20 protein-coding genes are annotated in these 24,037 nt (G+C 69.4%); 7 read left to right on the top strand and 13 right to left on the bottom strand.

The features are described from left to right. Positions 1 to 15: 15 nt before the first annotated feature. The 5 genes from CAM01S_RS03525 to CAM01S_RS03505 all read right to left on the bottom strand — a co-directional run bounded on the left by CAM01S_RS03525 (position 16) and on the right by CAM01S_RS03505 (position 8,786). Complete coding sequence (locus CAM01S_RS03525; protein WP_066516431.1) at positions 16 to 2,259, bottom strand: heavy metal translocating P-type ATPase; 2,244 nt, start codon at positions 2,257 to 2,259, stop codon at positions 16 to 18. Beyond that, on the bottom strand, positions 2,256 to 4,358 hold the full coding sequence (locus tag CAM01S_RS03520; protein WP_066516429.1) for a cytochrome c oxidase assembly protein: 2,103 nt from the start codon (positions 4,356 to 4,358) through the stop codon (positions 2,256 to 2,258). Before CAM01S_RS03520 ends, CAM01S_RS03525 begins: the two co-directional genes overlap by 4 nt. Continuing rightward, complete coding sequence (locus tag CAM01S_RS03515; RefSeq protein WP_066516428.1) at positions 4,351 to 4,560, bottom strand: heavy-metal-associated domain-containing protein; 210 nt, start codon at positions 4,558 to 4,560, stop codon at positions 4,351 to 4,353. Before CAM01S_RS03515 ends, CAM01S_RS03520 begins: the two co-directional genes overlap by 8 nt. An 81-nt stretch (positions 4,561 to 4,641) precedes the next feature. Next, complete coding sequence (locus CAM01S_RS03510; protein WP_066516425.1) at positions 4,642 to 5,241, bottom strand: DNA alkylation repair protein; 600 nt, start codon at positions 5,239 to 5,241, stop codon at positions 4,642 to 4,644. 62 nt (positions 5,242 to 5,303) lie between these two features. Further along, a complete protein-coding gene (locus CAM01S_RS03505; RefSeq protein ID WP_066516780.1) occupies positions 5,304 to 8,786 on the bottom strand; it encodes a proline dehydrogenase family protein in 3,483 nt (1,160 codons plus the stop codon). 81 nt (positions 8,787 to 8,867) lie between these two features. On the opposite strand from CAM01S_RS03505, the gene CAM01S_RS03500 reads away from it, so the two are divergent. Next, positions 8,868 to 9,794, top strand: a complete 927-nt coding sequence (locus CAM01S_RS03500) for a LysR family transcriptional regulator (RefSeq protein ID WP_066516424.1) — start codon at positions 8,868 to 8,870, stop codon at positions 9,792 to 9,794. A gap of 64 nt (positions 9,795 to 9,858) precedes the next feature. Here the strand turns inward: CAM01S_RS03500 and CAM01S_RS03495 are convergent, their stop codons facing one another. Beyond that, a complete protein-coding gene (locus CAM01S_RS03495) occupies positions 9,859 to 11,085 on the bottom strand; it encodes a glycosyltransferase family 39 protein (protein WP_066516423.1) in 1,227 nt (408 codons plus the stop codon). A gap of 225 nt (positions 11,086 to 11,310) precedes the next feature. On the opposite strand from CAM01S_RS03495, the gene CAM01S_RS03490 reads away from it, so the two are divergent. Beyond that, the gene (locus tag CAM01S_RS03490; protein ID WP_066516422.1) at positions 11,311 to 11,733 is read left to right on the top strand and encodes a DUF3566 domain-containing protein; all 423 of its coding nucleotides are present in this window, start codon (positions 11,311 to 11,313) and stop codon (positions 11,731 to 11,733) included. 3 nt (positions 11,734 to 11,736) lie between these two features. Here CAM01S_RS03490 and CAM01S_RS03485 read toward each other — a convergent pair whose 3' ends face one another. The 3 genes from CAM01S_RS03485 to CAM01S_RS03475 all read right to left on the bottom strand — a co-directional run bounded on the left by CAM01S_RS03485 (position 11,737) and on the right by CAM01S_RS03475 (position 14,516). Continuing rightward, entirely contained in the window at positions 11,737 to 12,486 is a 750-nt protein-coding gene (locus CAM01S_RS03485; protein ID WP_066516420.1) for an ABC transporter permease, read from the bottom strand. Between the two features lie 106 nt (positions 12,487 to 12,592). Beyond that, a complete protein-coding gene (locus tag CAM01S_RS03480) occupies positions 12,593 to 13,930 on the bottom strand; it encodes a hypothetical protein (RefSeq protein ID WP_066516419.1) in 1,338 nt (445 codons plus the stop codon). 145 nt (positions 13,931 to 14,075) lie between these two features. Further along, complete coding sequence (locus tag CAM01S_RS03475; RefSeq protein WP_066516417.1) at positions 14,076 to 14,516, bottom strand: DUF4190 domain-containing protein; 441 nt, start codon at positions 14,514 to 14,516, stop codon at positions 14,076 to 14,078. Between the two features lie 260 nt (positions 14,517 to 14,776). Here CAM01S_RS03475 and CAM01S_RS03470 point away from each other — a divergent pair, with 260 nt between their 5' ends. Next, complete coding sequence (locus tag CAM01S_RS03470) at positions 14,777 to 14,986, top strand: cold-shock protein (RefSeq protein ID WP_066516416.1); 210 nt, start codon at positions 14,777 to 14,779, stop codon at positions 14,984 to 14,986. 76 nt (positions 14,987 to 15,062) lie between these two features. Here the strand turns inward: CAM01S_RS03470 and CAM01S_RS03465 are convergent, their stop codons facing one another. Then, complete coding sequence (locus CAM01S_RS03465; RefSeq protein WP_066516414.1) at positions 15,063 to 15,338, bottom strand: hypothetical protein; 276 nt, start codon at positions 15,336 to 15,338, stop codon at positions 15,063 to 15,065. A 134-nt stretch (positions 15,339 to 15,472) separates the two neighbouring features. On the opposite strand from CAM01S_RS03465, the gene CAM01S_RS03460 reads away from it, so the two are divergent. Beyond that, entirely contained in the window at positions 15,473 to 15,937 is a 465-nt protein-coding gene (locus tag CAM01S_RS03460) for a DUF2231 domain-containing protein (protein ID WP_066516413.1), read from the top strand. A gap of 112 nt (positions 15,938 to 16,049) precedes the next feature. Here the strand turns inward: CAM01S_RS03460 and CAM01S_RS03455 are convergent, their stop codons facing one another. After that, positions 16,050 to 16,817, bottom strand: coding sequence for a glucose 1-dehydrogenase (locus CAM01S_RS03455; RefSeq protein WP_066516412.1), 768 nt, complete (start codon positions 16,815 to 16,817; stop codon positions 16,050 to 16,052). 205 nt (positions 16,818 to 17,022) lie between these two features. On the opposite strand from CAM01S_RS03455, the gene CAM01S_RS03450 reads away from it, so the two are divergent. Both CAM01S_RS03450 and CAM01S_RS03445 read left to right on the top strand, forming a co-directional pair. Continuing rightward, positions 17,023 to 18,420 (top strand): serine/threonine-protein kinase, encoded by a 1,398-nt coding sequence (locus CAM01S_RS03450; RefSeq protein ID WP_066516406.1) that lies wholly within the window; start codon positions 17,023 to 17,025, stop codon positions 18,418 to 18,420. Between the two features lie 126 nt (positions 18,421 to 18,546). Further along, entirely contained in the window at positions 18,547 to 20,106 is a 1,560-nt protein-coding gene (locus CAM01S_RS03445; protein WP_066516405.1) for a glycosyltransferase family 39 protein, read from the top strand. Positions 20,107 to 20,112: 6 nt separating this feature from the next. Here CAM01S_RS03445 and CAM01S_RS03440 read toward each other — a convergent pair whose 3' ends face one another. Further along, on the bottom strand, positions 20,113 to 21,102 hold the full coding sequence (locus tag CAM01S_RS03440; RefSeq protein WP_066516403.1) for a sensor histidine kinase: 990 nt from the start codon (positions 21,100 to 21,102) through the stop codon (positions 20,113 to 20,115). A 405-nt stretch (positions 21,103 to 21,507) separates the two neighbouring features. Then, positions 21,508 to 23,007: an alpha/beta hydrolase gene (locus CAM01S_RS14270; protein ID WP_169795824.1), complete on the bottom strand. Its 1,500-nt coding sequence runs from the start codon at positions 23,005 to 23,007 to the stop codon at positions 21,508 to 21,510. Positions 23,008 to 23,113: 106 nt separating this feature from the next. Here CAM01S_RS14270 and CAM01S_RS03425 point away from each other — a divergent pair, with 106 nt between their 5' ends. Then, on the top strand, positions 23,114 to 24,037 hold the full coding sequence (locus tag CAM01S_RS03425) for an extracellular solute-binding protein (protein ID WP_066516398.1): 924 nt from the start codon (positions 23,114 to 23,116) through the stop codon (positions 24,035 to 24,037).

Below are 24,037 nucleotides of genomic sequence, written 5' to 3'. Positions count from 1 at the left end.
CCTGCTCGGTCAGGGTCAGCGGCCGTCGAACGATCGGAGTCGGAGGCTGTTCGTCACCACGAGCGTCGACGAGAGCGCCATCGCCGCAGCGGCGATCAGCGGGTTGAGAAAACCGGCTGCCGCCAGCGGGATCGCGGCGACGTTGTAGCCAAACGCCCAGACAAGATTCATCCGGATCGTGCGGAGCGTCGCCCTCGAGAGCTGAACGGCGTCGACCACCGCACCGAGATCGTCACGAACAATGATGAGATCGGCCGCTTTCATCGCGATGTCGGTTCCTTGGACCACCGCGATGCCGAGTTCCGCCGTCGCGAGGGCAGCGGAATCGTTGACGCCATCGCCGACCATCGCGACGCGGTGACCGTCGGCCTGCATTCGCGCGATCGCTCCGGCCTTCTCGTCCGGAAGCACCCGGGCGATGACCTCGTCGACGCCGATCGACGCGCCAACGTGCTCGGCGGTCGCCGTCGCATCGCCCGAGAGCAGGACCGTGCGGAGCCCCATGCGGCGAAGGCGCGCGATCGTGTCCCCGGCACCCGCACGCACACTGTCGGTGATCGTGAACGCGGCGGCAACCGTCTCGTCAACCGCGAGCAGCACGATCGTGTCGCCCCGCGCCTCCCGGTCGGCGACGAGCGCGCGCACCGTGTCCGACACGGTCACGCCATGCTGTTCCAGGAGGCTCGTCTGGCCGATCAGACATTGCCTGCCGTCGACGAGACCGGCCGCGCCGAGTCCGGTGAAACCGACGAATTGCTCGACCGGTAGGACTGTGCCCGTGCGGTCACGCTGCGCACGAGTGATCGCGGCGGCGATGGGATGCTCAGACGACGACTCGACCGCGGCGGCAAGCGCGAGCGCCCGTTCTCCGTCGAAGGCGAACGTGTCGATCGCGGTGAGCGACATGCGACCGGCGGTGACGGTGCCGGTCTTGTCGAAGACGACGGTGTCGATCCGTCCGCTCGATTCGAGCGCGTCCTGCCCCTTGATGAGAATGCCCAGCTGGCCGCCGCGTCCGACGCCGACCATGAGCGCGGTCGGCGTCGCGAGGCCGAGCGCGCACGGACACGCGATGATGAGCACCGCGACGCCGTTCGTCATCGCGGTGGCCACGCCGGCACCCGTAATCAGCCAGACAGCGAACACGACGATCGCGAGCGCGATGACCGCGGGAACGAACACGCTGGTCACCCGGTCGACGACGCGCTGCACCGCGGCCTTGCGCCGTTGCGCGTCGTCCGCGACTGCCGCCATCTGCGCGAGACGTGTCCGTGCGCCGACCGCGTCAGCGCGAACGATGATGTGGCCGGACATCGTCGTCGTGCCCCCGATCACCGTGTCTCCCTCGCCGATCTCGGCCGGAACCGACTCACCGGTCATCGCCGAGGTATCGATCGCCGCTGCGCCAGTGACCACGGTGCCGTCGACGGGGATACGACCGCCGGCGCGGACGACGACCCGATCGCCGACCCGAAGCTCGGCAACGGGAACGACGGCGGCGTCGCCGGCGTCGTCGAGGCGCTCCGCCTCCGTCACGCCGAGATCGCCGATCGCCTCGAGCACGTCAGCTGCGCGCCTGCGGGAGCGGCTCTCGAAATAGCGGCCGCCGAGCTGAAACGTCACCATTCCCGCCGCGACGTCGAGATAGATCGAGTCCGCACCGGCGGGTGTCTTCCCGAAGCCCAGCCAGTATCCCGGGCTCGTGGACGGGTCGACGAGGAGCGTCCACAGCGCCCACCCGAACGACACGACCGTGCCGAGCGAGACCAGCGTGTCCATGCTCAGCGTGCGGTGACGCAGACCGCGGATCGTCGCTCGGTGGAACGGCCACGCCGCCCACGTCACGATCGGAATTGCGAGGAGCACGCAGAGCGCCTGCCAGCCGGGGAACCGCCATGACGGCACGAGCGCGAGCAGGATCGTCAGGTCGCAGAGCGGGATCGTCAGGAACGCGGACACCGCCAGCCGGCGCCGGAGACCCGACGTGCGCGTTTCCGCGGCGCGAATGCTCCAGGCGTCATCGCCGGGAGTGTGCACGACGGCCGTGTATCCGGCGCGCTCGACCTGGGCGATGGCCGTGGCCGCATCCTCCGGACCGAGACCGACCACGCTTGCCCGCTCGGTTGCGAAATTCACCGATGCGACAACGCCGTCGAGTTTGTTGAGGCGCCGCTCGATCGCGTTCGCGCAGGCAGAGCAGGTCATCCCGCCGATGTCGAGCTCGAGCTGCTCCTCGATTCGCGTGTCCGTGACACTCATCGTGATTCCTCTCGGTGCGGCGCGGAGCCGGTTGGCGCGGCGATCGCCGGGCCAGCCTGCCCGTGCTCGTTGATGACCAGAGCACCCTGCGGTTCCCCCTCGGCGCCACGGCGACCGGACAGCTCCTGCAGCATCGCGTTGTAGCGCTCAAAACTGTCGTCCAGCCCGGCATCGGCGTGGCGATCGTCGCGCTTCGCCTGGCGCGCGTCCTGCTTGGCCCATTGTGTGACGAGCGCGATGACAACGACCACGAGGGGCAGCTCACCCGCGGCCCAGGCGATCCCGCCCGCCACGTACTGATCGTGCGCGAAGCTTCCGAGCCACGAGACATCGAGGTATTGGAAGTAGATCTTCGCGAGGATGGTGCTGTCGGTCATCACGATCACGCCGAAGAAGGCGTGGAACGGCATCGCGGCGAGGACCAGACCGAGTTTCCCGATGTACGGCAACGGCCGCGGCGGCGCGTCGACGCCGATCACCAGGGCGTAGAAGATGTACCCGATCGCCAGGTAATGGACCGTCATGCCCTGGTGCGCCCAGTGGTACCGCATCGCCCACCCGAAGAACGGCGTGAGGTAGATCGCGTAGTAGGAGCCGACGAAGACGGTCAGCACGTAGATCGGGTTGTAGCTGAATCGGAGCAGCGGAGCGTGCATGAACGCGTTCAGCCACTCGTGCGGTCCCGCGAAGGCGTCGCGTCGGTGCGCGGTGGTCGCTCGGAGGAAGAGCGTGATCGGCCCACCGAGCACCAGCAGGAGCGGGCCGAGCATGTTGAGGCTCATGTGCAGCGCCATGTGCACGGCGTACGAGGCGGAGGCGTACCGGCCGACGCCCGAGGACGTCGTGAGGATGATCGACACCCATCCGAGCATCCACGCGATAGTCCGGCCGATCGGCCACTGGTCACCACGGCGCCGGAGCCGGATCACGGCAGCGGCGTATGCGACCATCCCGACGAGCGAGATCATCAAGAACAGGATGTTGACGCGCCCGTTCAGGAACAGCGTGACGGGTGTCATCGGCGTGTTGACGCTGTAGCCGAGGAACAGCTGCTGTTCGGTGGTCGGCGCGAAGAAGACGGGGGGCGGGATCCGCGAGCGGATCTCGTCGAGCGCGATCACGCCGATCCAGGTGGTGACGAGCCCGGCGACGCGCAGGACGGTCATCCGTGTCCAGGCTGGGCCGCCGGACGCACGCCACGGGACAAGCAGCGCGGTCGCGATCACGGCGCCGACCACTTCGATGAGGAACAGCACACCGGTCGGTGACGCAAGGACACCGGACCCGTTGAGTTGCACCGCCCAGATGACGATCGTCCCGCCCAACCAGGTCGACGCCCCGGCGATCACGAGAATCCGATAGCGGCGGAGTGTGGTCGGCCCTGGACGCCCGTAGCGGCGCCAACGAGCGAGCAGCGCCGCGGAGCCACCGGCGACGAGCGCGCCCGCAGGGGTTGCGAACATCGCGGAGTCCCCGGCGTAGTCGTGGTTCGGTCCGACCAGGACCTGCCCCACGAGGACGGGGACAAGCACACCGAGTGCGCCGATCACCGAGAGGAACATCGTCGCTGTCCACGCCGTCGCCAGGTTCGCGACGATGAGGATCGTCAGTGCGATGCACGCCACGACGATCCACGCGCCGGGGAGGTAGTTCGCCTGGACCAGGTAGCCGAGCGCGCCGGGCGTCAGCAGCTTGCTCAGCGGCTGGCCGTTCTCGTCTGCGGCGTCCACAGCGATCAGCGCGGTGGATGCCACGAGCCACACCAGGCTCGACCAGCGGACGATTCGGAGATCGATCGTGCCGTCGACCCGAGCGCGCGATCGGCGCGCGGCGATGAACGCCGCGAATGCGAGCGATCCGGCACAGACCGCTCCCGCTCCGGCCGCGACGGTCTGCAGCAGCCCGGACGTCAGCGCGGTGATCGCGCCGGAGTAGGTCGAGTGGAGCGCGCGGTACGGGGCGTCACCGAGCACATGCACCGCAATGCCGACGGCGACCAGTGCCGCGAGCGCAGCGGCGACCGCGATCGCGACGGCCGCGCCGGACGCGCCGGCGCGACGAGGCGCCGCGGGCGCGCCGACAGCGGCGACGTCAGGCATCGGCGAGCTCGTAGCCCGCCTCCTCGACCGCGGCGCGGACATCGGGCTCGGCGAGGGGTGCATCGCTGGTCACGCGCACGAGCCCCGTCGAAGCGTCAGCCGTCGCATCGGACACGCCGGGGATCGCAGTGATCTCTGACGCGACGCGACGTTCGCAGTGCTCGCACGTCATCCCGGTGACGCTGTAGGTCGTCTCGTGCATTGTGCCTCCGCAGCTCGGCAGTCGGACGCTTCATTCTACAAGTTGTCAAACGGTCGCTCGCTCGCCGTGCTCGGCGGGCGCTCAGGCGACCGCGTCACTCGCCATCGCCGCGGCAACCGGACCGAGGCGACCCGCCTGCGCGCGAAGGAACTGCTGCAGCGCGCCGTCCGGGCCGCGCTTCCCGACCTCGCGGAGGAGGACGCCGAGCGGCTCCTGCACCAAAAGCCCGCGCTCCCGAACGAGCCGCTCAGCAAGCGCCAGCGCTGTCGCGGCATCGCCGCGTTTCACGAACGCCTGCCCCGCCCGCACTGCGGCGCGACGTTCCCAGACGATGTCGCTCTTCGCGAGCGCGAACAGCGGATTCGGATTCCGATCGACGTACCAGGCGCCCAGAATGTGCTCGGCCGACACGTCAACGAGGTCCGCGCTGTCGAGGCATTCTGCATGGAGGGCGGTCTGCCATCGCTCGAGCACATCGCTCCGGACCGTGTCGTCGCCGCCGCGGAACCGATGGACCAGCAGGAGCACCGCGACGAGCCGGAGCCCGCGCTCCCCCGTCCAGATGATCGCGTCCACCTCGGGGTCCGGGAGCGCTGCAGCCTGCCTGGCGACGCGCCGGGCAGCCGCAACGGAGCCGTCGGTTCGCGCGAGGGCCCGAATGACGTCCTCTGCCTGCCGCATTCGCCAAGCCTAGGGACACGGTGGCGCAGTCGCGCCGCGGACGGCTTCCGCGGCGCGACCGGTCACCAGAGGTCGTTCGGCGTGCCGAACCGATGCGCGGTCATGGACACGGCCTGTTCGCGGAGGAACGGGAGCATCTCGACGCGTCCGGCCTCCGTGACAGCGCCGCCGTAGATGGCAAGGTCGGGGCGGCCGCCGGTCGCACGCGCGAGCTCGGAGACGGAACCGCCGATCAGCCGGACCCTCGTCGTGGACCCGAGCGCGCCTCCCGACAGTCGTTCGGCGAACCCCAGGTCGGATTCGACCGTCACCGGCCCGACCGTCACACCCGACCAGAACGCGGCGATTGCTCGGTCTGCAGCGGCACACGCGGGATCGATGGAGAGCGTCGGCCGAACACCGGCGAGCGCCGCCGCGATCATCACGCGGGCGGCCGCCAGGAGCGAGCCGTCGGCAGCCCACCGCACGACGACGTCGGTGGCGGGCCGATACCGCGCCACGTTGCGTTCGACGGGGATCGCGGACACGTCCGCGTCGGCGCCGAACCGCTCGGACCACGCGAGCGCATCGGAGCGAGCGGCACGATCGAGCGAGGCCCGCTCCTGCTCGTCGAGCAAAGGGCGGATCGCTGTCAGGAGGCTCGTCACCCCTCGCGCGATCGCGTCACTTCCGCGCGTGGCCCGCTCGGGTGTCCAGGAGCCGAGCCCGACGAGGTAGTTGAGGCCGCCGGCCTTCGTGCCGGGTCCGACTGCGGAGCGCTTCCAGCCGCCGAAGGGCTGCCGTCGGACGATCGCTCCGGTGATGCCGCGGTTGATGTAGAGGTTGCCGGCTTCGATCCGATCGCGCCAGGTGGCGATCTCGTCCCGGTCGAGCGAGTGCAATCCGGACGTGAGTCCGAAGTCGGTCTCGTTGACGATGTCGATCGCCTCGTCGAGGGTGTCGGCGGTCATGATGCCGAGCACCGGCCCGAAGTACTCGACCTTGTGGAACTCGGACCCGCGGCGAACGCCCCCGCGGATCCCGGGGCTCCACAGTCGACCGGAGTCGTCGAGCTGCTTCGGGCGCAGCGCCCAGACCTCGCCGGAGCCGAGTTCGGTGAGCCCGCGGAGGAGCTTGCCTGCCGCGGGTTCGATCACCGGTCCCATCTGTGCGGTGGGATCATCCGGGTAGGCGACGGTGAGCGAGGACGCCGCATCGAGCAACTGGTTGCGGAAGCGACGGGAGCGCGCCACCGATCCGACCAGGACCACGAGCGATGCCGCGGAGCATTTCTGCCCCGCGTGACCGAACGCGGAGGCGACGACATCTTTCACGGCGAGATCGAGGTCCGCGGACGGCGTGACGATGATCGCGTTCTTCCCGCTCGTCTCCGCGAGCAGCGGGAGGTCGGGCCGGAAGGACCGGAACAGTGCTGCGGTCTCGTAGGCGCCGGTCAGGATGACGCGGTCGACGAGCGGGGAGGCGACCAGGGCCTCCCCCAGCGAGTCCTCTGGAACCTGCGCGAACGCGAGCACGTCGGTCGGCGCGCCGTGGTCGGCGAGCACGTCCCGGATGACCCCGGCGAGAACGGCGCCGCAGCGCTCGGCGGGCGGCGCCGGCTTCAGCACCACGCCGGACCCGGCCGCGAGTGCCGCGAGCGTCGAACCGGCGGGGATCGCGACCGGGAAGTTCCACGGCGGCGCAACGAGGGTGAGCGCGGCCGGCGTGAACCGAGCACCGTCGACCGCGTCCAAGTCGGCGGCGAGCTCGCCGTAGAAGTGCGCGAAGTCGATGGCCTCCGACACTTCGGGGTCGGCCTGGTCGATGGTCTTGCCCGCCTCGGCGGCCATCACCTCGATGAGCGCTGCCCGGTGCGCCTCGAGGGCGTCGCCGATCGCGTGCAGGATCGCGCCGCGCTCGGCGCCGCTCCGCGATCCCCACGCCTCCCCCGCGGTGCGGACGCGCGTGAGCAGGGCGTCGAGGTCCGGGGCGGCGGTGATGCGCGCCTCCTGGACCGCCGCGACGCCGAGCGACGAGTCGGGCACGCGCGTGAGGATCTCGCGCCCCCAGGCACGCCATGCGGGAACAGCCGGATCGGTGTCGGGGGTGTTGCCGAACACGCCTGGCGCCGGATGCGGCACCGCGACGTACCGCTCCGGAACGCGATGCGGTGCCGGGGCCTGGCGCCCAGCAGGCGTGTCGAGCGGCGCGAGCGAGGCACGGAATCGCGCTTCTTCGCGGGCGAACAGCTCGGGCGAGGACGAGAGCGAGAACACGGCGGACATGAAGTTCTCGTGGGAGGCGCCCTCTTCGAGGCGTCGGATCAGGTAGGCGATCGCGACATCGAACTCACGAGGATGCACGACCGGCGTGTACAGCAGCAGGGAGCCGACGGTGCGGCGGACCGCCTCCGCCTGCCCCTGCGCCATGCCGAGGAGCATCTCGAACTCGATCCGGTCGCGCACGCCGCGTTCGCCCGCGAGGAGCCAGGCATGCGCGACGTCGAAGAGGTTGTGTCCGGCGACGCCGATCCGGACGTTCGCCGTGCGCTCGGGCGTCAGCGCCCACGCGAGCACGCGCTTGTAGTTCGTGTCGGAGTCCTGCTTGGTGTGCCAGGTCGCGAGGGGCCAGCCGTGGATCGACGCCTCGACCTGCTCCATCGGGAGGTTCGCTCCCTTCACCAGTCGCACCTTGATACCGGCACCGCCACGTGCGCGGCGTGCCGACGACCATTCCTGGAGGCGCTGCATGGCTTCCAGCGCGTCCGGCAGGTAGGCCTGCAGCACGATCCCGGCCTCGAGGTCGAGGAACTCCGGTTCGTCGAGGAGGCGCGTGAAGACCGCGATCGTCAGGTCGAGATCGTGGTACTCCTCCATGTCGAGGTTGATGAACTTGTGCGGCGTGACTGCCGCCGCGCTGCGGAACAGCGGACGGAGGCGTTCGGCGATGTCGACGACGGCCTCGTCGAACGCCCACGCTGAGTGCGGATGCACCGTCGACGAGACTTTGATCGACACGTAGTCGACATCGTCGCGTTCCAGGAGTCGCTGCGTGCCTGCAAGACGACGGGCAGCCTCCCGCTCGCCGAGCACCGCCTCCCCAAGCAGGTTGACGTTGAGGCGCACCCCGTCCCGCCGAACATGGGCGATGGCCTTGCCGAGCTTCGCGTCGGTCGCGTCGACGATGAGGTGCCCGACCATGCGGCGCAGCACGGTCCTGGCGATCGGCACGACGACGTTCGGGAGGATCGGGGCGACCCCGCCGCCGAGGCGGACAAGACCGCGGAGCGCCGGCGCGAGGAACGCGGGCGCGGTCGGCGCGAGACGCTGCAGGTTTCGGGCCGCGACGGCGGTGTCTTCGGGGCGCACGACGCCGTCGACGAACCCGACCGCGAACGCGAGGCCGTTCGGGTCTGCGAGCACGCCGGCGAGCTGTCGTGCTGATCCGTCGGCAGGCAGCCGGTCCGCCTCCGTCAGCCACCGTCGCACCAGGGCGACCGCGCCGTCTGCCAGGTCCGGATACGGGAGCTCGTCGTGGGCGACGTCGAGCGCGACAGGGTTGCTCATGCCGCCAGTCTGAGACGCGAGACGCATAAGGGGAAGTGACGGAATCTGACGAATACAGTTCAGTCCTTCTACACTTTCGCCATGGTCGCATCGCACGAGCTCGACGTTCGAAAGCTGCTGCTCCTGCGGGAGTTCGCAATCCACGGCACGATCGCGGCGGTCGCCGAGCATCGCAACTACACCCCGTCGGCCGTGTCCCAGCAGTTGGCGCAACTCGAGCGCGATGTCGGCACGCCCCTCCTTCGCCGCAGCGGACGCCGTCTCCAACTCACCGCGCAGGGTGACGTGCTCGCCGCGTCCGCGGGCGCGATCCTCGACATCCTCGAGGCCGCGCGGGGAGCGCTCGAAGCGACGCAGACCGAGGTGCAGGGGTCCGTCCGCGTCGCCGTGTTCCAGTCGGCAGCACTCGCGCTCCTTCCGGCAACCCTCCGCGTTATGGCCGAGCAGCATCCGGACGTGCGTGTGGAGGTCGTGCAGCATGAGCCGGAGGCGGCCCTCCGAGCGACCTGGGCACGCGACTTCGACATGGTCGTCGCCGAGCAGTACCCGGGTCACGCCGCGCCGCATCACAGCGGACTCGACCGACGCGGCCTCACCTCCGATGCGATCCGCCTCGCACTGCCCGCCGGCGACCACGCGCTCGTGCCCGTGGAAGACCTCGCAACGGCCGCGACGATGCCGTGGGTGATGGAACCGGCTGGCGCAGCCTCCCGGCACTTCGCGGAACAGATGTGCCGCACGCACGGATTCGAGCCGGACGTGCGCTACGAGACGGAGGACCTCCAGGCCCAGATCCGGCTCGTCGAAGCCGGCGTCGCGGTCGCGCTGCTCCCGGACCTCGTCTGGGCGGACCGCTCGACGTCGTGTCGACTCGTCGAGCTCCCTGGGCACCCCCGGCGCACGGTGTTCACCGCGCAGCGGGAGGCGGGCAACGGTTCACCGGCGATTCGCGCGTTCCGATCGGTGCTCGAACACACCGCTCTGGAGGCCCGGCATCCGGCTCGGTGACGGAGGCGCGTTCCAGCGAATCGCCTCCCGCTTTGCGTGCGGGGGTCAGCGCCGATCGAACCGTTCAGCCGGACCAGACGCCGAGCACGAAGTTGTGCGTGTTCACCAGGAGCAGCGCGAGCCCGAGCAGCAGCACGATCGGGACCGACCAGCGGAACCGACCGCGCACGAGCCCACCCAGCTCGATCCAGAACGGGAACAGCAACAGGACGCCTCGCGCCATCGACATGTAGTTCGTACTCGTCATCATCGAGACCGCGGTCAGCCCGACGAGCGTCACGGCCGCCCACTCCCGGCGTCGCACGAGCAGGATGCCGCCGAAGACGGTGATGCCGGCGAACAGCAGGTCCATCGCGCTCTGGAAGTTCTCAGCACGGGTGATGGTCGGATCCCAGATGCGGGTGAGCGTGTTCCAGAACGACACCCAGGGCCAGTTCGTGGACCGGTGCCAGCCATGATGCTCGGCTGCCTGCCACGCGAGCGGGTTGCCCGTCGCCGCGAACAGGTAGACGAAGTAGACGATCATGCCGCTCATCGCGGCGCCGGCGAACGCCAGCGCCCTCCGAAACCAGGGGCGCCCCTCCTGATGCAGGGTGATCGCGAACTGGACGGCGAGCGCGATCGCGAGGAAGGCTCCGTTCACCCGGGTGGCGGAGGCCGCGGCACCGAACGCGGCAGCGACGATCCAATGGCGGCGCATCGCAGCGAACCACGCGCACAGCGCGAACGCCAGGTAGAGCGACTCCGAGTACGGAGCGACAAGCGTCATCGCGTAGGGGCCGAACACGAGCCCGGCCACCGCGACCGTGCCGGCGAGGCTGCCATACCGCTCGCGGGCAATGCGCCAGATGAGCACGGCGCACACCGCCGATGCCGCTGTCGCGACGATCATCCCGGAGGCATCGATGATCACGGGCGGGGGGTGCATCCCGCCGAGGAACCGCGCGACAGCCCGGTCGGCGAGTGGTGTGCCCGGGAAGAATGCGATCCAGTCCGTGTTCGAGGTGGGCCCCTGGTACCCCTCCGCAGCGATGCCGAGGTAGTAGTTCGCGTCCCAGTGCTTGAACAGCAGCACCGGCCAGGACTCGGGCCCGAAGAAGCGCGCGGCGTTCGGTCCGAGCGCTCGTGAGACGACCGCCACGCTCACGATGAGCAACCGAGCGACGGACCAGAGCGTCAGGGGAACGGTCAGGCTCGGCAGCGCGTCAACGAACCGCGCGAGGCGCGCGCCGCGCGGACGCACGACCGGCGTGGTCTGCGTTCGCGGAGCGAGGTGCGACTGGGCGGACATAGGGTGCTCGACCTGTTCCTGAACGGTCCGACCAGTGCGGCCGGGATGGGGCGGTGAGGATCAATATGCCCGGTCATTCCTGGGGATCGCCGCCCACGCGCGTGAGATGTATACAGGTTCGTCTCCGCGTCGTCGTGCGGTTCTGAGCCGTTTCTGCCTCGTTCACCCGTACCATCGAGAGGTCCGCTCGACCGGCGGGTCGAACGAGCACTTGGAAGGAACACGATGCAGCAGTCCGACCTGGCCGATGCCCTTCGCCGAAAGGACGGAAGCGGCGGCCAGCCGACCCGACAGGTCCGCCTGCGGTTCGCACGTGTGTCGATCGGGTCGATCGCAGCCTGGGCCTTCATCTGCTCGCTCGGATTCGCGATCGTGCAGGTCATCGCCATCTGCATCCTGTGGGCGTTCCTCAAGAGCTCCGGCGTCTTTGCCGCGTGGAACAGTGCCGTCGGTCAGGTGACGACGAATTCGAAGTACTCCGTGACCACGATCCTCAGCTTCAACCACACGTTCCTGTTCGCGATCGTGATCGGCATCGTCGGAATCGTGCTCACCACGATCGGCGCGATCATTGCCGCCGCGCTGTACCGACTCGTCAGTCGGCTCACCGGCGGGATGCTCGTCGGATTCCAACGCGCGGCGCGCTGACCCTCAGCGCAGCGCCTCCGGACGCGTTCGAACCGGCGCAAGCCATGCGGTGACGACGGTGGCGACGATCGCACCCGCGCCGATGATCGCCGCGAGCACGACGATCTGGAAGCGACCGGCTTCGACGGGCGAGACACCGCCGAACACCGCGCCGACGAACGCGCCAGGCAGCGTCACGAGACCGGTAGTCCGCGTTTGGTCCGTCGTCGGCACCATGGCCGCGTGGATGGCGCGCCGGACGATGTCCGCTGTCGCACGTCGTGGCGTCGCGCCGAGCGCGAGCCACCCTTCGACCTCCTCCCATCGGTCATCGGCCAGCTCGACGAATCGCCGCCCGCTCAGGGTGGCGATCGTCATCGCATTGCCGATGACGATGCCGCCGATCGCCAGCACGTAGCGTGGGGTGAACGCGATCGCACCGGTCGAGAACACGATCGCGAGGCTCACGAGGATCCCCGCAGCCATCGCAGCGGCAACCGGGCGGATCCGCTCCCGAACGCGTCCGAGCCGACCGGCCGCGGTCCACACCGCGACCGAGAACATCACGAGCAGCGCGACGGCGATCCAGACGGGACTGCGGATGACCCCGGCGAGCACGAGGCTGATCGCGGCGAGCTGCAGCGTGCCGCGAAGGACCGCGAGCGCTGGCGCGAACGGCTTGGGCGCGCGCGTGACGAGCAGCATGACCGTGGCGATGACCACCAGTGCGAGCACCCCGACCAGGGTGATCACGATGCTGTGAACGCTGATCATCGCCCCGAGACTCTCACGAACTCATGCCCTCGACCCAATCCGTCGCGCACGCCGACACCCGGGTGGGTGCGTGGTGCGACGAGCGCCGCTCACACGGTGGTCACCCTCACCGGTGCACGGTCTGCAGGATGCGGGAACACGGCACAGGGACATGCCAGCCGAGTGTCTCCTTGATCCAGATCGTCCGGGTGCTCGAGGTCGCGCATGACGCCGCGGCGCTGTGCACAGCAGGCGCCCACTGGGGCCCGTCGGATCGGCGCGTCCACGAAGGGACGAAGTACACGGTGAAACTCAGCACGATCGCGACGAGGGTCGCTGCCGCGATCGCCTGACGAAGCGTCGGCCGTGCCGACCGCGACCGGTCCGGGAGCGCGGTGGTCGTCCCGCCGCGGATCAGCGCGGCAGCGGCGATGATCGCCACGGCGAGCAGCAGCATCCCGGGCACGACGCCGTATCGCGTGATCCACGCATCGCCGAGCTGTTCTGTGGACATCGTGGCGTAGTCGTAATAGTCGGCCGGATTGACCACAACCGACGCGATGTAGATCAGCGGACTGAGGATGAGTGCCGCGACCGTAGCGAGTCGCGCGCGCGGGAGCAGGCGTCGCCACGCGACGACGACGAGTGCCAGCACGAACGCGAGCAGCAGACCGGCGACCCACAGCGCTCCACTGAGGATCGCTGGACCGACCTTCGAGATCGAGGTGAACAGCGTCAGCACGGCGTTGATCAGGTAGCCCAGCAGCAGCGACGGGACCCCGACCGGCGCAGCGTGCGCGGCGCTGCGCGGAACCACGACCGTCGCAACGATCTCGGCGAGCATGCCGAGCGCGGGCCCCAGCATGAGCAGACGGCCTTCCGGGCGCCGAACGCGAACGAGCACCAGCGGGACCAGGAAGAGCGACTGGATCTCGGAGAGCGCGCAGACGAGCCCGGCAACGCTCAGCGTGATCCGAGCACGGCGGGACTCCGGTCCGGCGAGCAGCACCCAGAACAGCCCCCACATGAGGACGCTGTGGATATTCGTGGGATTGCCGAACACATCCCTCGGACCGAGCGGGAGCAGGACAGTCACCGCGGCGAGCACGAGTCGAGGGGTCCGCGCCGGCACGACCGACGCAGCACATACGTAGACGAGAACCGTTACGGCGCCACTGACGATGCAGGCCCCTGCGGTCATGCCGCGAGCCCACTGATCGACGGGGATCGTGACGACCACCCCGGCGATCAGCCGCGGGACCACCTGCAGATAGCCGGCGTACGGCGTGAGGAGGTTGAGCACCCCATAGCGTTCGGCACCCGCGAGGAACTGGCGACCGTCTTCCGCCCACAGCGTGTCACGTGCGACGGCGGGGATGCGAAGCCACAAGAGCATCGCCGCAGCAATGCCGATGAGTATGAGTCCAGACCACCGGCGCACGACGAGCACGGCTGATGGAACCACGGCCGCCCGGACAATTCGCCAAGAACGACGATCGATTCCGCCGAGGATTCGGGCCGTCGCACTGATCGCCGCAGTGGCTTCGCGGCCTGCTGCGGTCAGATCCTGCTGCGGCCAGCCGCTCGACCGCTCCGATGTCGCGCTGGGGCTAGCCCTGACCCTGCATCTGTTGCATCGCCGCGCCGAGCACGAAGATCGAGAGGATGCCGACGATGATTCCGATGATGCCGAGGATGATGCCCGCCGTCGCCATCCCGCGGCCGCGCTCGCCGCGCGCCGCGATCTGGCGCCGGCCGACGATGCCCAGGATGAGGGCGACGAGACCGACGATGCCGTAGATCGCCACCGGGATGCTGATGATGCCCAGGATGAGCGAGGTCAGCGCGAGCGGGTTCCGCCGGCCGGCATACTGCGACTGCGCTCCGTACGCTGGTGGGGCGCCGAACTGCGGCGCTCCTCCTCCGGCGGCCCCGGCCTGATACTGCGGCGGCTGCCCACCGCTCTGGTACTGGGGCGGCTGTGCTCCGTCGTACGGGGCTCCGGAGGGAGTTCCTTCGGCCGGGTACTCGCCGGGCGGGACGTTCGACATCGCAGACTCCTTTGTGAGGGCGGACGTGCGCATCAGCGAACCGCCGGTGCGCAGTGAACCTGAACGGTAGACCTCTCACGCTCCGCACGAGCGTCCAACAAGCCGAAACGCCGATATGCGCGAGCTGGCGGTGCACCGTGGTCGACACCCCATCGCGCCCGATATGCATTGGCGACACACTCTCCCGCTCGCGTGCCTCGTGCCGTAGGCTCTGACCGATCGGCGACGATCATCGATACCAGGAACAAAGGAACGCCAGCATGGCAACTGGAACCGTCAAGTGGTTCAACAACGACAAGGGCTTTGGATTCATCGCCCCCGACGACGGAAGCGCCGACGTGTTCGCGCACTTCACCGGCATCGCCGCATCGGGCGGCTACCGCTCGCTGGAGGAGAACCAGCGAGTCGAATTCGACATCACTGCTGGCAAGAAGGGTCCGCAGGCGGAGAACATCACCGTTCTGCGCTGATCGCGACTACGAAAACGGGGTGCATCCGATTGCTCGGGTGCACCCCGTTTTCGCGTCCTGCATGGCATGGCAGGCGTCAGCGCGGAAGGCTTGCGATCCGTCGATGCAGGTCCTCGACGAATGCCATCGCCTCGGGCTCCAGTTCGTCGTCAAGGGCCGGCTCAATCACCATCTGACTCGCGGGTCCGACAAGCATGCGCACGACGACACCGAAGCCATCGTCGTCGACCGAGGGTACGTCGATCGAATCCGCTCGTCCGGACTTGGCGAGGGCGGTTGCATAGTCCAGGACGGCGTCGGCGGCGTCGTCGCTGGTCAGGATGACCGCATCGCTGTAGTGGATCTTCTTCATCGCGACCCCCCTTCGGTGCAGCGGCGCCTTTGAGATTGCCCGACATCCTCGCAATGGGACCTCCTTCGACGGATTTCGGCCAGGCCCAGAGCGTCAGGGCGGGAAGGAGCGCTGCACGGGCGGACGAGCGACTCGTGCGAGCCGTGATCCGATCGAAGTCCCTTCGGGCCGTGCTCCACGGCGAGCCGCTCGGGCATCCCGCGCATCCGCTGCTCGTGCAGGTGCCGCTCGGCGCATGGATCTCGGCGTCGATGCTCGATCTCGTGCCCGGCGGAGGGCGACCCGCTCGACACCTTGTCGGTGCCGGCCTGCTCGCCTCCGGAGGCGCGATCGCCGCAGGAGTAGTCGATTGGTCCGACCTCGATCCTGAACAACAACGCACCGGTTGGGTCCACGCTGCGATCAACACGACCGCGCTCGCGCTCTACGCGGCCTCATGGCGAGACCGACGGAACGGCCGTACGGGCCGCGGCAAACTGCTCGGCTTCGCCGGGCTGCTCGTCGTCTCAGGCGGCGGATGGCTCGGCGGCCACCTCGCGTACCGCCAGCGTGCCGGAGTCAGCCGACACGGCGAGGTGCCGTTCAGCGAAGACGTCTGATCTCAACCCGAGGGCGCCGATCGGCCCCGCGCACCATTGCCCTCGAAACGCAAGTGACCCCCGGAGCGCGAACGCTCCCGCGGGTCACTTCTCGCGTCTCCCGCTGGACCTGTCAGAGGCCGACGCTTCCTTGCGTGATCCCGCCGTCGATCGTGACCGTCGTGCTCGTCATGTAGGACGCCTTTCCGGAGGCGAGGAAGACGACGACGTCGGCGATCTCGGACGGCTTGGCGAGCCTCCCGAGCGGAATGGCGGCGTCGAGCTTCTTCAGCTGCTCGGGGTTGCTCGTCGTGCTCGTGTTGATCGGCGTGTCAACCGCTCCGGGGGCGATGTTGACCACGCGGATACCCTTGTCGCCGAGTTCGACGCCCGCCGTCCGGGCCAGCATCCGCATGCCACCCTTCGCCACGCAGTAGGCGATGTTGCCCGGCATCGGCCAATCCTCATGCACGCTCGAGATGTTGAGGATCAGGCCCGGGGTGTTCTGCGCGATGAACTGCTTGGCCGCGAACTGCGTTCCGAAGAACGCGCTCTTCATGTTCACCGCCATCACCTTCTCGTAGCCCTCTTCGGTCTCCTCGAGCAGTGACTTGCGGTCCTCGATGCCGGCGTTGTTCACGAGCACGTCCAGGCGGCCGTACGTATCGACGGCCGTCTGAATCATCTTCTGGAGGTCTGCGGCCTTCGTGATGTCGGCCTCGACGCCGACCGCCTTGCCGCCCGCCTGTTCGATCTTCTCGATCAGCGCGTTCGTCGCCTCGGGGTGCGCGACATAGTCGATGACGATGTTCGCTCCTTCTGCCGCGGCGGCGATGCAGATCTGCTCGCCGATCCCGCTGTTCCCTCCGGTGACCACCATGGCCTTGCCCTCGAGCAGCATGGGACTCCCTCTCGATCTGTGAATCCGGGGCCGTCCCGGCTCCCGTCCGACCGTACGCGCGTGGTCTCCGGGCGTCTCGACAGGACAGGCCCCGAAACGCAGGGAGCCGCGGCGGCCGCTGCGATCGTGTTACGGTCGCCAGCCGCAAGACATCGTGAACCGCGACAGAGCATCATCGACCATGCGCTGGCAATGAGGGAGGTGCGTGAGCCTGAACGAGACCGATGGGTCAGCACCGCTGCTCGCCGGGCGGTACGCGCTCGGCGAGGTGCTCGGTCGCGGTGGCATGTCGACCGTGTATCGAGCGCGCGACACCGTACTCGGGCGACAGGTCGCCGTGAAGCTGCTCAACGCGGCGTCCTCCGACCCGACGCTGGTGCGGCGCGGCCGCAGCGAGATCGCGGCGATGAGCGCACTCGGGCATCACGCCCTCGTGACACTGTTCGACGCGGACGCCGTCGAGTACGACGGGGAGGAGCGCACCTACCTCGTCATGGAACTCGTCGACGGTCCGACCCTCGACCGCCGGATCGAACGCGGGCCGATCGGTGCGGCCGACCTGCGACAGATGACGCTCGACCTCGTCGAGGCGCTCCACATCGTGCACGCAGCGGCCCTCGTGCATCGCGATATCAAGCCCGCGAACATCCTGCTCGCGCCGACACACGTGCCCGGGCGCGAGTTCGCGGCGAAGCTCGGTGACTTCGGAATCGCGTCCGTCGTGGACGGAACACGCGTCACCGCGACCGGGACGATCATCGGCACTGCCGCCTACCTCAGCCCCGAGCAGGCGCTCGGCAAGCCCGTCGGGCCGGCCGCCGACGTCTACGCGCTCGGTCTCGTGCTCCTCGAAGCCGCAACCGGGACGCGAGCGTTTCCTGGCCCGCTCATGGAATCGATCACCGCCCGCCTCACGGGCGACCCGGTGATTCCGGGAACGCTCGGGACGGAATGGGGATCGCTCCTGACCGCGATGACCGCGCGCGACCCGGAGGCCCGACCAACGACCGAGCAGATCCTCGCGCGCCTCGGCACCCCGCCCGCTGCGGAGGACATGACGGTTCCGCTCGCGGCGGCGGACGCGACCGTGCCGTTGGCCGCCGCCGAGGCGACGGTGCCGTTCGCGGCTGCAGCAGCGCCGTCGTCGACGGTCGCCCCGGAGGCGACCGTGCCGCTGTCAGCGGTACGGAGCACGGATTCGGCCGCCGAAGCCGACGACACAACGCTGCTCCCCACGCCTGTCGAGGCAGCTGAGGCGCCCTGGTGGCGTCGACCCATCGCTCTGGTGGTCGGAGGCGCGGCGCTTCTCGCCATCGTCGTCCTCAGCATGGCCGGGCTCGGCGGCGCGTTCGGCAGCGGGGGCTCGGCGCTGCATCCGTCGACCAGCCCGAGCGCCACTCCGGCCGCCTCCACGACGAGCGCGACCGCGGCGCCAGCCACACCGACCGCTCCCCCGAGCACCGCAGCGCCCGCTGTCCCGGTCTCCGCAGCGCCGGCGCCCGCCGCCCCTGCTCCAGCTCAGCCCGCGCCGGGAAACGGCCACGGCAATGGGAACGGGAACGGCAAGGGGAACGGGAAGGGCAACGGCGGAAAGCACCCCTGATCCCCAGGCCAGGCATGCCTCGCTGAGGAAAGGTACGGCATCCGCAGATTCTGAGCCGAAGCCGGGCACGGTACCCTCTGTGACGATGATCGGCTCCGCACCCCCCACGGCGAACGGACCACGTCGGTGAGCGCGGCCGCAGCAGCGGGGCGGACGATCGCCGAGCCTCCCGCGGGTCGCCCAGCTCGGCTCGGCGCGATGGGCGTGGGGTGGTGGGCGCCGATCGGCCTCGGCCTCCTCGGCGTGCTTGTTTCCGCATGGGGATCGTGGATTCCGTCGCTCTGGGGAGACGAGGCGACGTCGTCCGTCTCGGCGCGCCGGTCGTTCGGATCGTTGCTCATGATGGCGCAGCACGTCGACGCTGTGCACAGCACGTACTACGCGCTCATGCATCTCTGGGTCGACGTGTTCGGCTTCTCGGCGTTCGCACTGCGATTCCCGTCGGCGATCGCCGCTGGCGTGGCTGTCGCAGGCGTGTTCGTCCTCGTTCGGTGGAGCGGAGGCTCGGTCCGGTTCGCGACGCTCGCGGCGGTCCTCTGTGCGATCGTCCCGCGGATCACCTATGCCGGCGAAGAGGCGCGCTCGTTCGCGATGACCGCCGCGGTCGCCACCTGGATCCTCGTCGTCGTCACCGGCACATTGTCCGGCCGTATCCGCCAGCGGATCGGATGGACGCTCACCGCCGTGCTCATGGCCGTCGGCGCGTACCTGTTCATGTACACGTTGCTGACCGAGCTCGCGATCGTCGCCATGATCAGCGTCGCCCCCAATCGGCGCGCCCATCGTCGTGCATGGACCATCAGCACCGCCGCGACCGCGCTCGCCGTCGTGCCGGTCGTCGCGGCGGGCTGGCTGGAGCGCGCGCAGATCGCGTACCTCAACACGAAAGTCACGACGGATCCGCACTCCCTGCTCGTCGGGGTGTGGTTCTGGGACACGCAGGTTGCCGTCGTGTCGTGGGCATGCATCGTCCTCGCAATCGTCGCGGCGATCGTCGCGCGCCGGAGACCGCGCCAGGGGCCCGACGGCCGGTTCGACCTCATGCTCGTCGTCTGGGCCTTCGCACCGCCCGCACTGCTCGTCGTCGCCCAGGTCGCCTTCCACGGCTTCAGCAGCCGATACATGGCGTTCACCGCACCAGCGGTCGCGATCCTCACCGCGCGCGGGATCACGGCCCTTTGGCATCTCGGGGAACGCATCCGCGGCACGCGGATCGCTGGGCGGGTCGCCGCTGCGGTCGCACTCGGAGCGCTCGTCATCACCACCGGATTCGTCTGGGCAGACCAGCGCACGCCCTACGCGAAGAACGGCAGTGACTGGGCGCAGGTCTCGGCGGTGGTGGGCGCACACGCGAAACCCGGCCAGGACGTCCTGTTCGATGAGACAGCGAGCGACAGTCGCCGGACGCGCCTCGCCATGCGTGCGTACCCCGGGGGGTTCAGAGGCCTCCACGACGTCGCCCTGACCAGTCCGTACTGGAAGAACACGACCTGGCATGACTACGCGCTGACCATCACGAAGGCCGTCGAGCGCGGCCGCGTCACCGCAAGCACGGTGTGGGTCGTCCAGTGGGACGGCGACAAGTCGCACGGCACCGAAGGGGAGGCGGCGCTCCGCGCAGCCGGCTACCACGCGGTGCGAACCTGGAAGCTCCACACCGACACCGTCATCGAATACCAGAAGTAGCGCGGCTCAGATCGTTCGCGCACCCGCGAGCGGCAGACGCAAGGTGAACACGGTCCCGGCCGGCGAGGTCGCCGACACGCGGACCGCGCCTCCGAACCGGCCCGCGATCTCGGCAAGCAGCGCGAGGCCGATGCCGAAGCCAGTGCGATGACCAGGATCGATCGTGGTGGCCGTCCCATGCGCGAACCGATCGAACACCCGCTCCGGATCGATACCGCGAATGCCGGGGCCCTGATCCGCGACATCGATGACCAGAGCGTTGCCGTCGACTCGAGTGAAGACGCCAACGACACCGCCATCAGGCGAGTGCGCGATCGCGTTGTCGACGAGGATGACGAGACTGCGGCGCAGCGCGGTCGGACTGATCTGCACCGCCGCCTCCGCGGACCGGACCTCGAAGCGCACACCGCGCCGCTCAGCGAGGAGCTGCATATCGTCGAGGGCCGCTCCGAGCTCCGTCCTGAGGTTGGCGTACTCCTCCCCCGGTGACCGATCGCGCAGGGTCGCGGTCTCGAGCAGGTCATCGACGAGGTCTCGCATCGATCGCATGTCGTCGCGGAGCTGTCCGAGCACGCGTTCCCGGGCGACCGAATCGTCGAGGACGCGTGCGAGTCGCTGCATGCGGGCATCGAGCACGGTCAGCGGCGTCCGCAGCTCGTGGCTTGCGTCGGAGACGAACGTCCGCTGAAGCCGCAGCGCATCCTCGATCGGGCGCGTTGCGCGCCGAGCGATGAACCAGGAGGCCAGCCCAGCGAGGGCGATGGAGAACCCGCCGATGCTCACGAGGGCGACGACGACATGGATCGGCTGGATGGCGATGCGGATGTCACCGTCATGGGGTTCCATCGCCTCCCGCCGCAGGCTCTGCCACCACAGGAAACCGACGAAGATCGCAAAGATCGCGATGACAAGGAGTGCGGAGATGATCGCAACCTGAACACCGATGCTCAGCGCACTTCGCTGCACGATCCGGCGATCCGGGTCCTGACTGCTCATTCGGCCACCTCCTCATGCGTCCGTGGGGCACAACGGCCCGGGTCGGCGGGCATGCTCAGTGCTGCTGCTGACCGAGCGGCTGCCGCACGATCAGCATGCGCATCATCTGCCAAGAAGGAGCCAAGCCCGGCGCGGGGCGCGCACGGGTGCTGCGGACCTCACTGGAGACGGCGCCGAGCGCCACCGAATCGGCCTCCGGTCGGGCCGCCCTTGGAAGCCGGCTGGTCCACCGTCCACTCGGCGCCGCACGTCTGGCATCTCGCGGTGAAGAACGCGGTGACGCGATTCCAGCGCTCGCCCGGCGCCTGGAACAGTACCGTCGCAACACCATCGCAGCCGTCCATCGCGCAGTTCACCAAATGCACGTCATCGATTGTGCCTCGTGAGGCGCGATCGGCGCACGATTTATTCGCACGCCGCGTCCGCCGCAGCGAGCACGGCGACAACGGCGCGTGGGTCGCGGAGGATGCGGAAGTGGCCTCCGACCGGCAGTTCGACGTTCCGCGCTCCCACGAGTCGTGATCCGGATGGCACGAGCGTGTCGAACACGCCGAAGATCGACGTGATGCGCGCATTGACCGCCGCGTCGAGCCGCAGCGCGGAGATGACCGGGTCCGCGCCGTGCAGGCTGCGCAGATGCGTCACGGGTGCCACGCGCGCCCAGCGCGATCCGGCGAAGGGCGTGCCGATCGCGATCATTCCCCCGATCCGCCCCTGCGGGTCCGCCAGCGTCATCGCGTACTTGCCGATGAGGCCGCCCTTGCTGTGGGCCAGGATGAGCACGTCCCGCAGGTCCTCGCGCTCGATGACCGAGCGCAGAATCGCGGCGCTCTCGGGAATCGGCAGGACGTTGTGCCCGAGGGCGGGAACGACGAACACTGGGTGCCCCGCGTCGTGCAGGGCAACCATGAGCGGCTCGAGGAAGTGCCAGGTTTCGTAGATGCCCGGGAGCACGACGACCGGCCGCCGCGAGCCGTCGGCATAGTCAGCCGGGGAGGTTCGCCCCAGTGACCGCGCCTGTCCGACGATCGAGGCGGTCCAGTCGAGCACCCACCACCGTGCGATCGTGACGCGGCCCGGGCGACGGCGCTCAGGCGTCCCCCCACCGTCCGCCGGACCGGCGCTGCCTGCGGACCCCGACGATGGCGCGTCACGGTCCGCTGGCAACGCAGCACCGACGAGCGCCGCGACGCCGACCGGATCCGACTCCTGAACGTGGTGCGGCCCCGGAAGCTCGACGAGCCGTCCGTTCGGCGCGGCACGGACGATGCGTCGCGCCCAGGTCGCATCGCTGATCCGGTCGGCGGAGCCGCGCACGACGACGAGCGGACGATCGAGCATGGCGACGCGCTCGAGCATCGGATAGCGGAGCATCGGCTCGAGTTGGCGCCGGTACTGCCGGGCGCTGCGGAGCGAGTCGGTGATGACGACGGCGTTCATGCGCGCGGACTCGACGCCGACGTCGAGCAGCAGCGCGCCGGCCTGGGCGACTGCGGTTGCGCGCCGGTCGTCGACGACCGGGCCGATCACGACGACAGCCGCGACCGGCGCACCGGGCAGGAGCCCCGCCTCCACCGCGACCTGTGCTCCCATCGACTGGCCGACGACGACGAGCGAATGCGCGGACGGATGCGCCTCCAGCACCGCGGCGATCACCGCCCGAGCGAGCGCATCCGCTCGGAGCGGACGCCCGGGATCCGGTGCGCCTCCGAACCCGGGAAGGTCGACCGCGACCGTTGTGCGCGCCCGCGCGAGCACGGTCTGCAGCCGGCGGAAGGACCGATGCGACATGCCGATCCCGTGCACGAGCACGACGACGGCATCCGATCGTCGACCGGCAGGCCAGGCCCAACGGAGCCGCACGGTCGTCCCCGCGACGCTTCGCCACTCGTTGCGCGTTCGCATGCACTCGACCATACGGACGATCGGACCCGTTCGGCGCGGTCCGCCACGAGCCAGGAGGCTGCCCACCGGCCAGCACGCTGCCGACGAGCCACGTACGCTCTGCACTGTGCTCTGTCCCCGCCGTCTCGCACCCAGCGCCGCAATCACCGCGATCGCGCTCCTCGCCCTGAGCGGGTGCGGTGCCGCATCCGCTCCGCGCGCGTCGTCATCGTCGTCGTCGCCGAGCGCATCGCCGGCGATCACGCGCGGGACCGGCCCCGTCGACGTCCTGTATGCAGGATCGCTGACGGCGCTCATGGAACAGCAGATCGGACCGGCATTCAGCAGAGCCACCGGTTATCGGTTCCAAGGAACCGGAGGCGGCTCCACGGCCCTCGCCACCCAGATCCGTGCCCGGACGACGAAAGCCGACGTGTTCATCAGCGCCAGCCCGGCCGTCAATCAGACACTGGAAGGCAGCGCGAACGGGGCGCGCGTCACGTGGTACGCCACCTTCGCGTCCTCAGCACTCGTGATCGGCTACAACCCGAAGAGCCGGTTCGCCGCGGAACTCCGTTCCAAGCCCTGGTACGACGTCATCGGTTCGCCCGGGTTCCGGTTCGGCAGCACCGACCCGGCGCTCGACCCGAAGGGCAAGCTCGGCGTGCAGGCCCTCGAGGACGCCGCGTCGAAGCACAACCTGCCGGCGCTCACCGCACTCGCGCACGGCGGGGCGGACGTGCAGCCGGAAGCCGGACTCGTGGGGCGCCTCCAGTCCGGGCAGCTCGACGCTGGATTCTTCTACGCGAGCGAGGCGAAGGCCGCCGGGATCCCGACGGTGCCGCTCACCGGCGAGCACCTCGTAGCCAGCTACACGATCACGCGACTGTCCGGCGCGCCGGACCCGAATGGAGCGGACGCGTTCATCACGTATCTGCTCGGCGGGGCAGGTGGCCGCACGCTCCGCGCGAACGGGTTCGACATCGTGTCGCCGCCGAGCGTTCACGGTACGGGGGTCCCGCACGAGCTGCAGACGGTGGTCGGCCGGTAG

The organism is Curtobacterium ammoniigenes NBRC 101786 (assembly GCF_001571045.1).
Taxonomy (GTDB): Bacteria; Actinomycetota; Actinomycetes; order Actinomycetales; family Microbacteriaceae; genus Curtobacterium; species Curtobacterium ammoniigenes.
The sequence above is the reverse complement of the archived record's forward strand: the minus strand, read 5'-3'. Positions and strand labels throughout refer to the sequence as shown.

Bases quoted from the DNA above. Each gene is read 5' to 3' on its own strand.
- CAM01S_RS03485 (WP_066516420.1), bottom strand. From the start codon at position 12,486: ATGATCAGCGTTCACAGCATCGTGATCACCCTGGTCGGGGTGCTCGCA.
- CAM01S_RS14270 (WP_169795824.1), bottom strand. From the start codon at position 23,007: ATGCGAACGCGCAACGAGTGGCGAAGCGTCGCGGGGACGACCGTGCGG.
- CAM01S_RS03490 (WP_066516422.1), top strand. From the start codon at position 11,311: ATGCAGCAGTCCGACCTGGCCGATGCCCTTCGCCGAAAGGACGGAAGC.
- CAM01S_RS03495 (WP_066516423.1), bottom strand. From the start codon at position 11,085: ATGTCCGCCCAGTCGCACCTCGCTCCGCGAACGCAGACCACGCCGGTC.
- CAM01S_RS03510 (WP_066516425.1), bottom strand. From the start codon at position 5,241: ATGCGGCAGGCAGAGGACGTCATTCGGGCCCTCGCGCGAACCGACGGC.
- CAM01S_RS03500 (WP_066516424.1), top strand. From the start codon at position 8,868: ATGGTCGCATCGCACGAGCTCGACGTTCGAAAGCTGCTGCTCCTGCGG.
- CAM01S_RS03505 (WP_066516780.1), bottom strand. From the start codon at position 8,786: ATGAGCAACCCTGTCGCGCTCGACGTCGCCCACGACGAGCTCCCGTAT.
- CAM01S_RS03455 (WP_066516412.1), bottom strand. From the start codon at position 16,817: ATGCTGCTCGAGGGCAAGGCCATGGTGGTCACCGGAGGGAACAGCGGG.
- CAM01S_RS03475 (WP_066516417.1), bottom strand. From the start codon at position 14,516: ATGTCGAACGTCCCGCCCGGCGAGTACCCGGCCGAAGGAACTCCCTCC.
- CAM01S_RS03515 (WP_066516428.1), bottom strand. From the start codon at position 4,560: ATGCACGAGACGACCTACAGCGTCACCGGGATGACGTGCGAGCACTGC.
- CAM01S_RS03470 (WP_066516416.1), top strand. From the start codon at position 14,777: ATGGCAACTGGAACCGTCAAGTGGTTCAACAACGACAAGGGCTTTGGA.
- CAM01S_RS03465 (WP_066516414.1), bottom strand. From the start codon at position 15,338: ATGAAGAAGATCCACTACAGCGATGCGGTCATCCTGACCAGCGACGAC.
- CAM01S_RS03525 (WP_066516431.1), bottom strand. From the start codon at position 2,259: ATGAGTGTCACGGACACGCGAATCGAGGAGCAGCTCGAGCTCGACATC.
- CAM01S_RS03440 (WP_066516403.1), bottom strand. From the start codon at position 21,102: ATGAGCAGTCAGGACCCGGATCGCCGGATCGTGCAGCGAAGTGCGCTG.
- CAM01S_RS03520 (WP_066516429.1), bottom strand. From the start codon at position 4,358: ATGCCTGACGTCGCCGCTGTCGGCGCGCCCGCGGCGCCTCGTCGCGCC.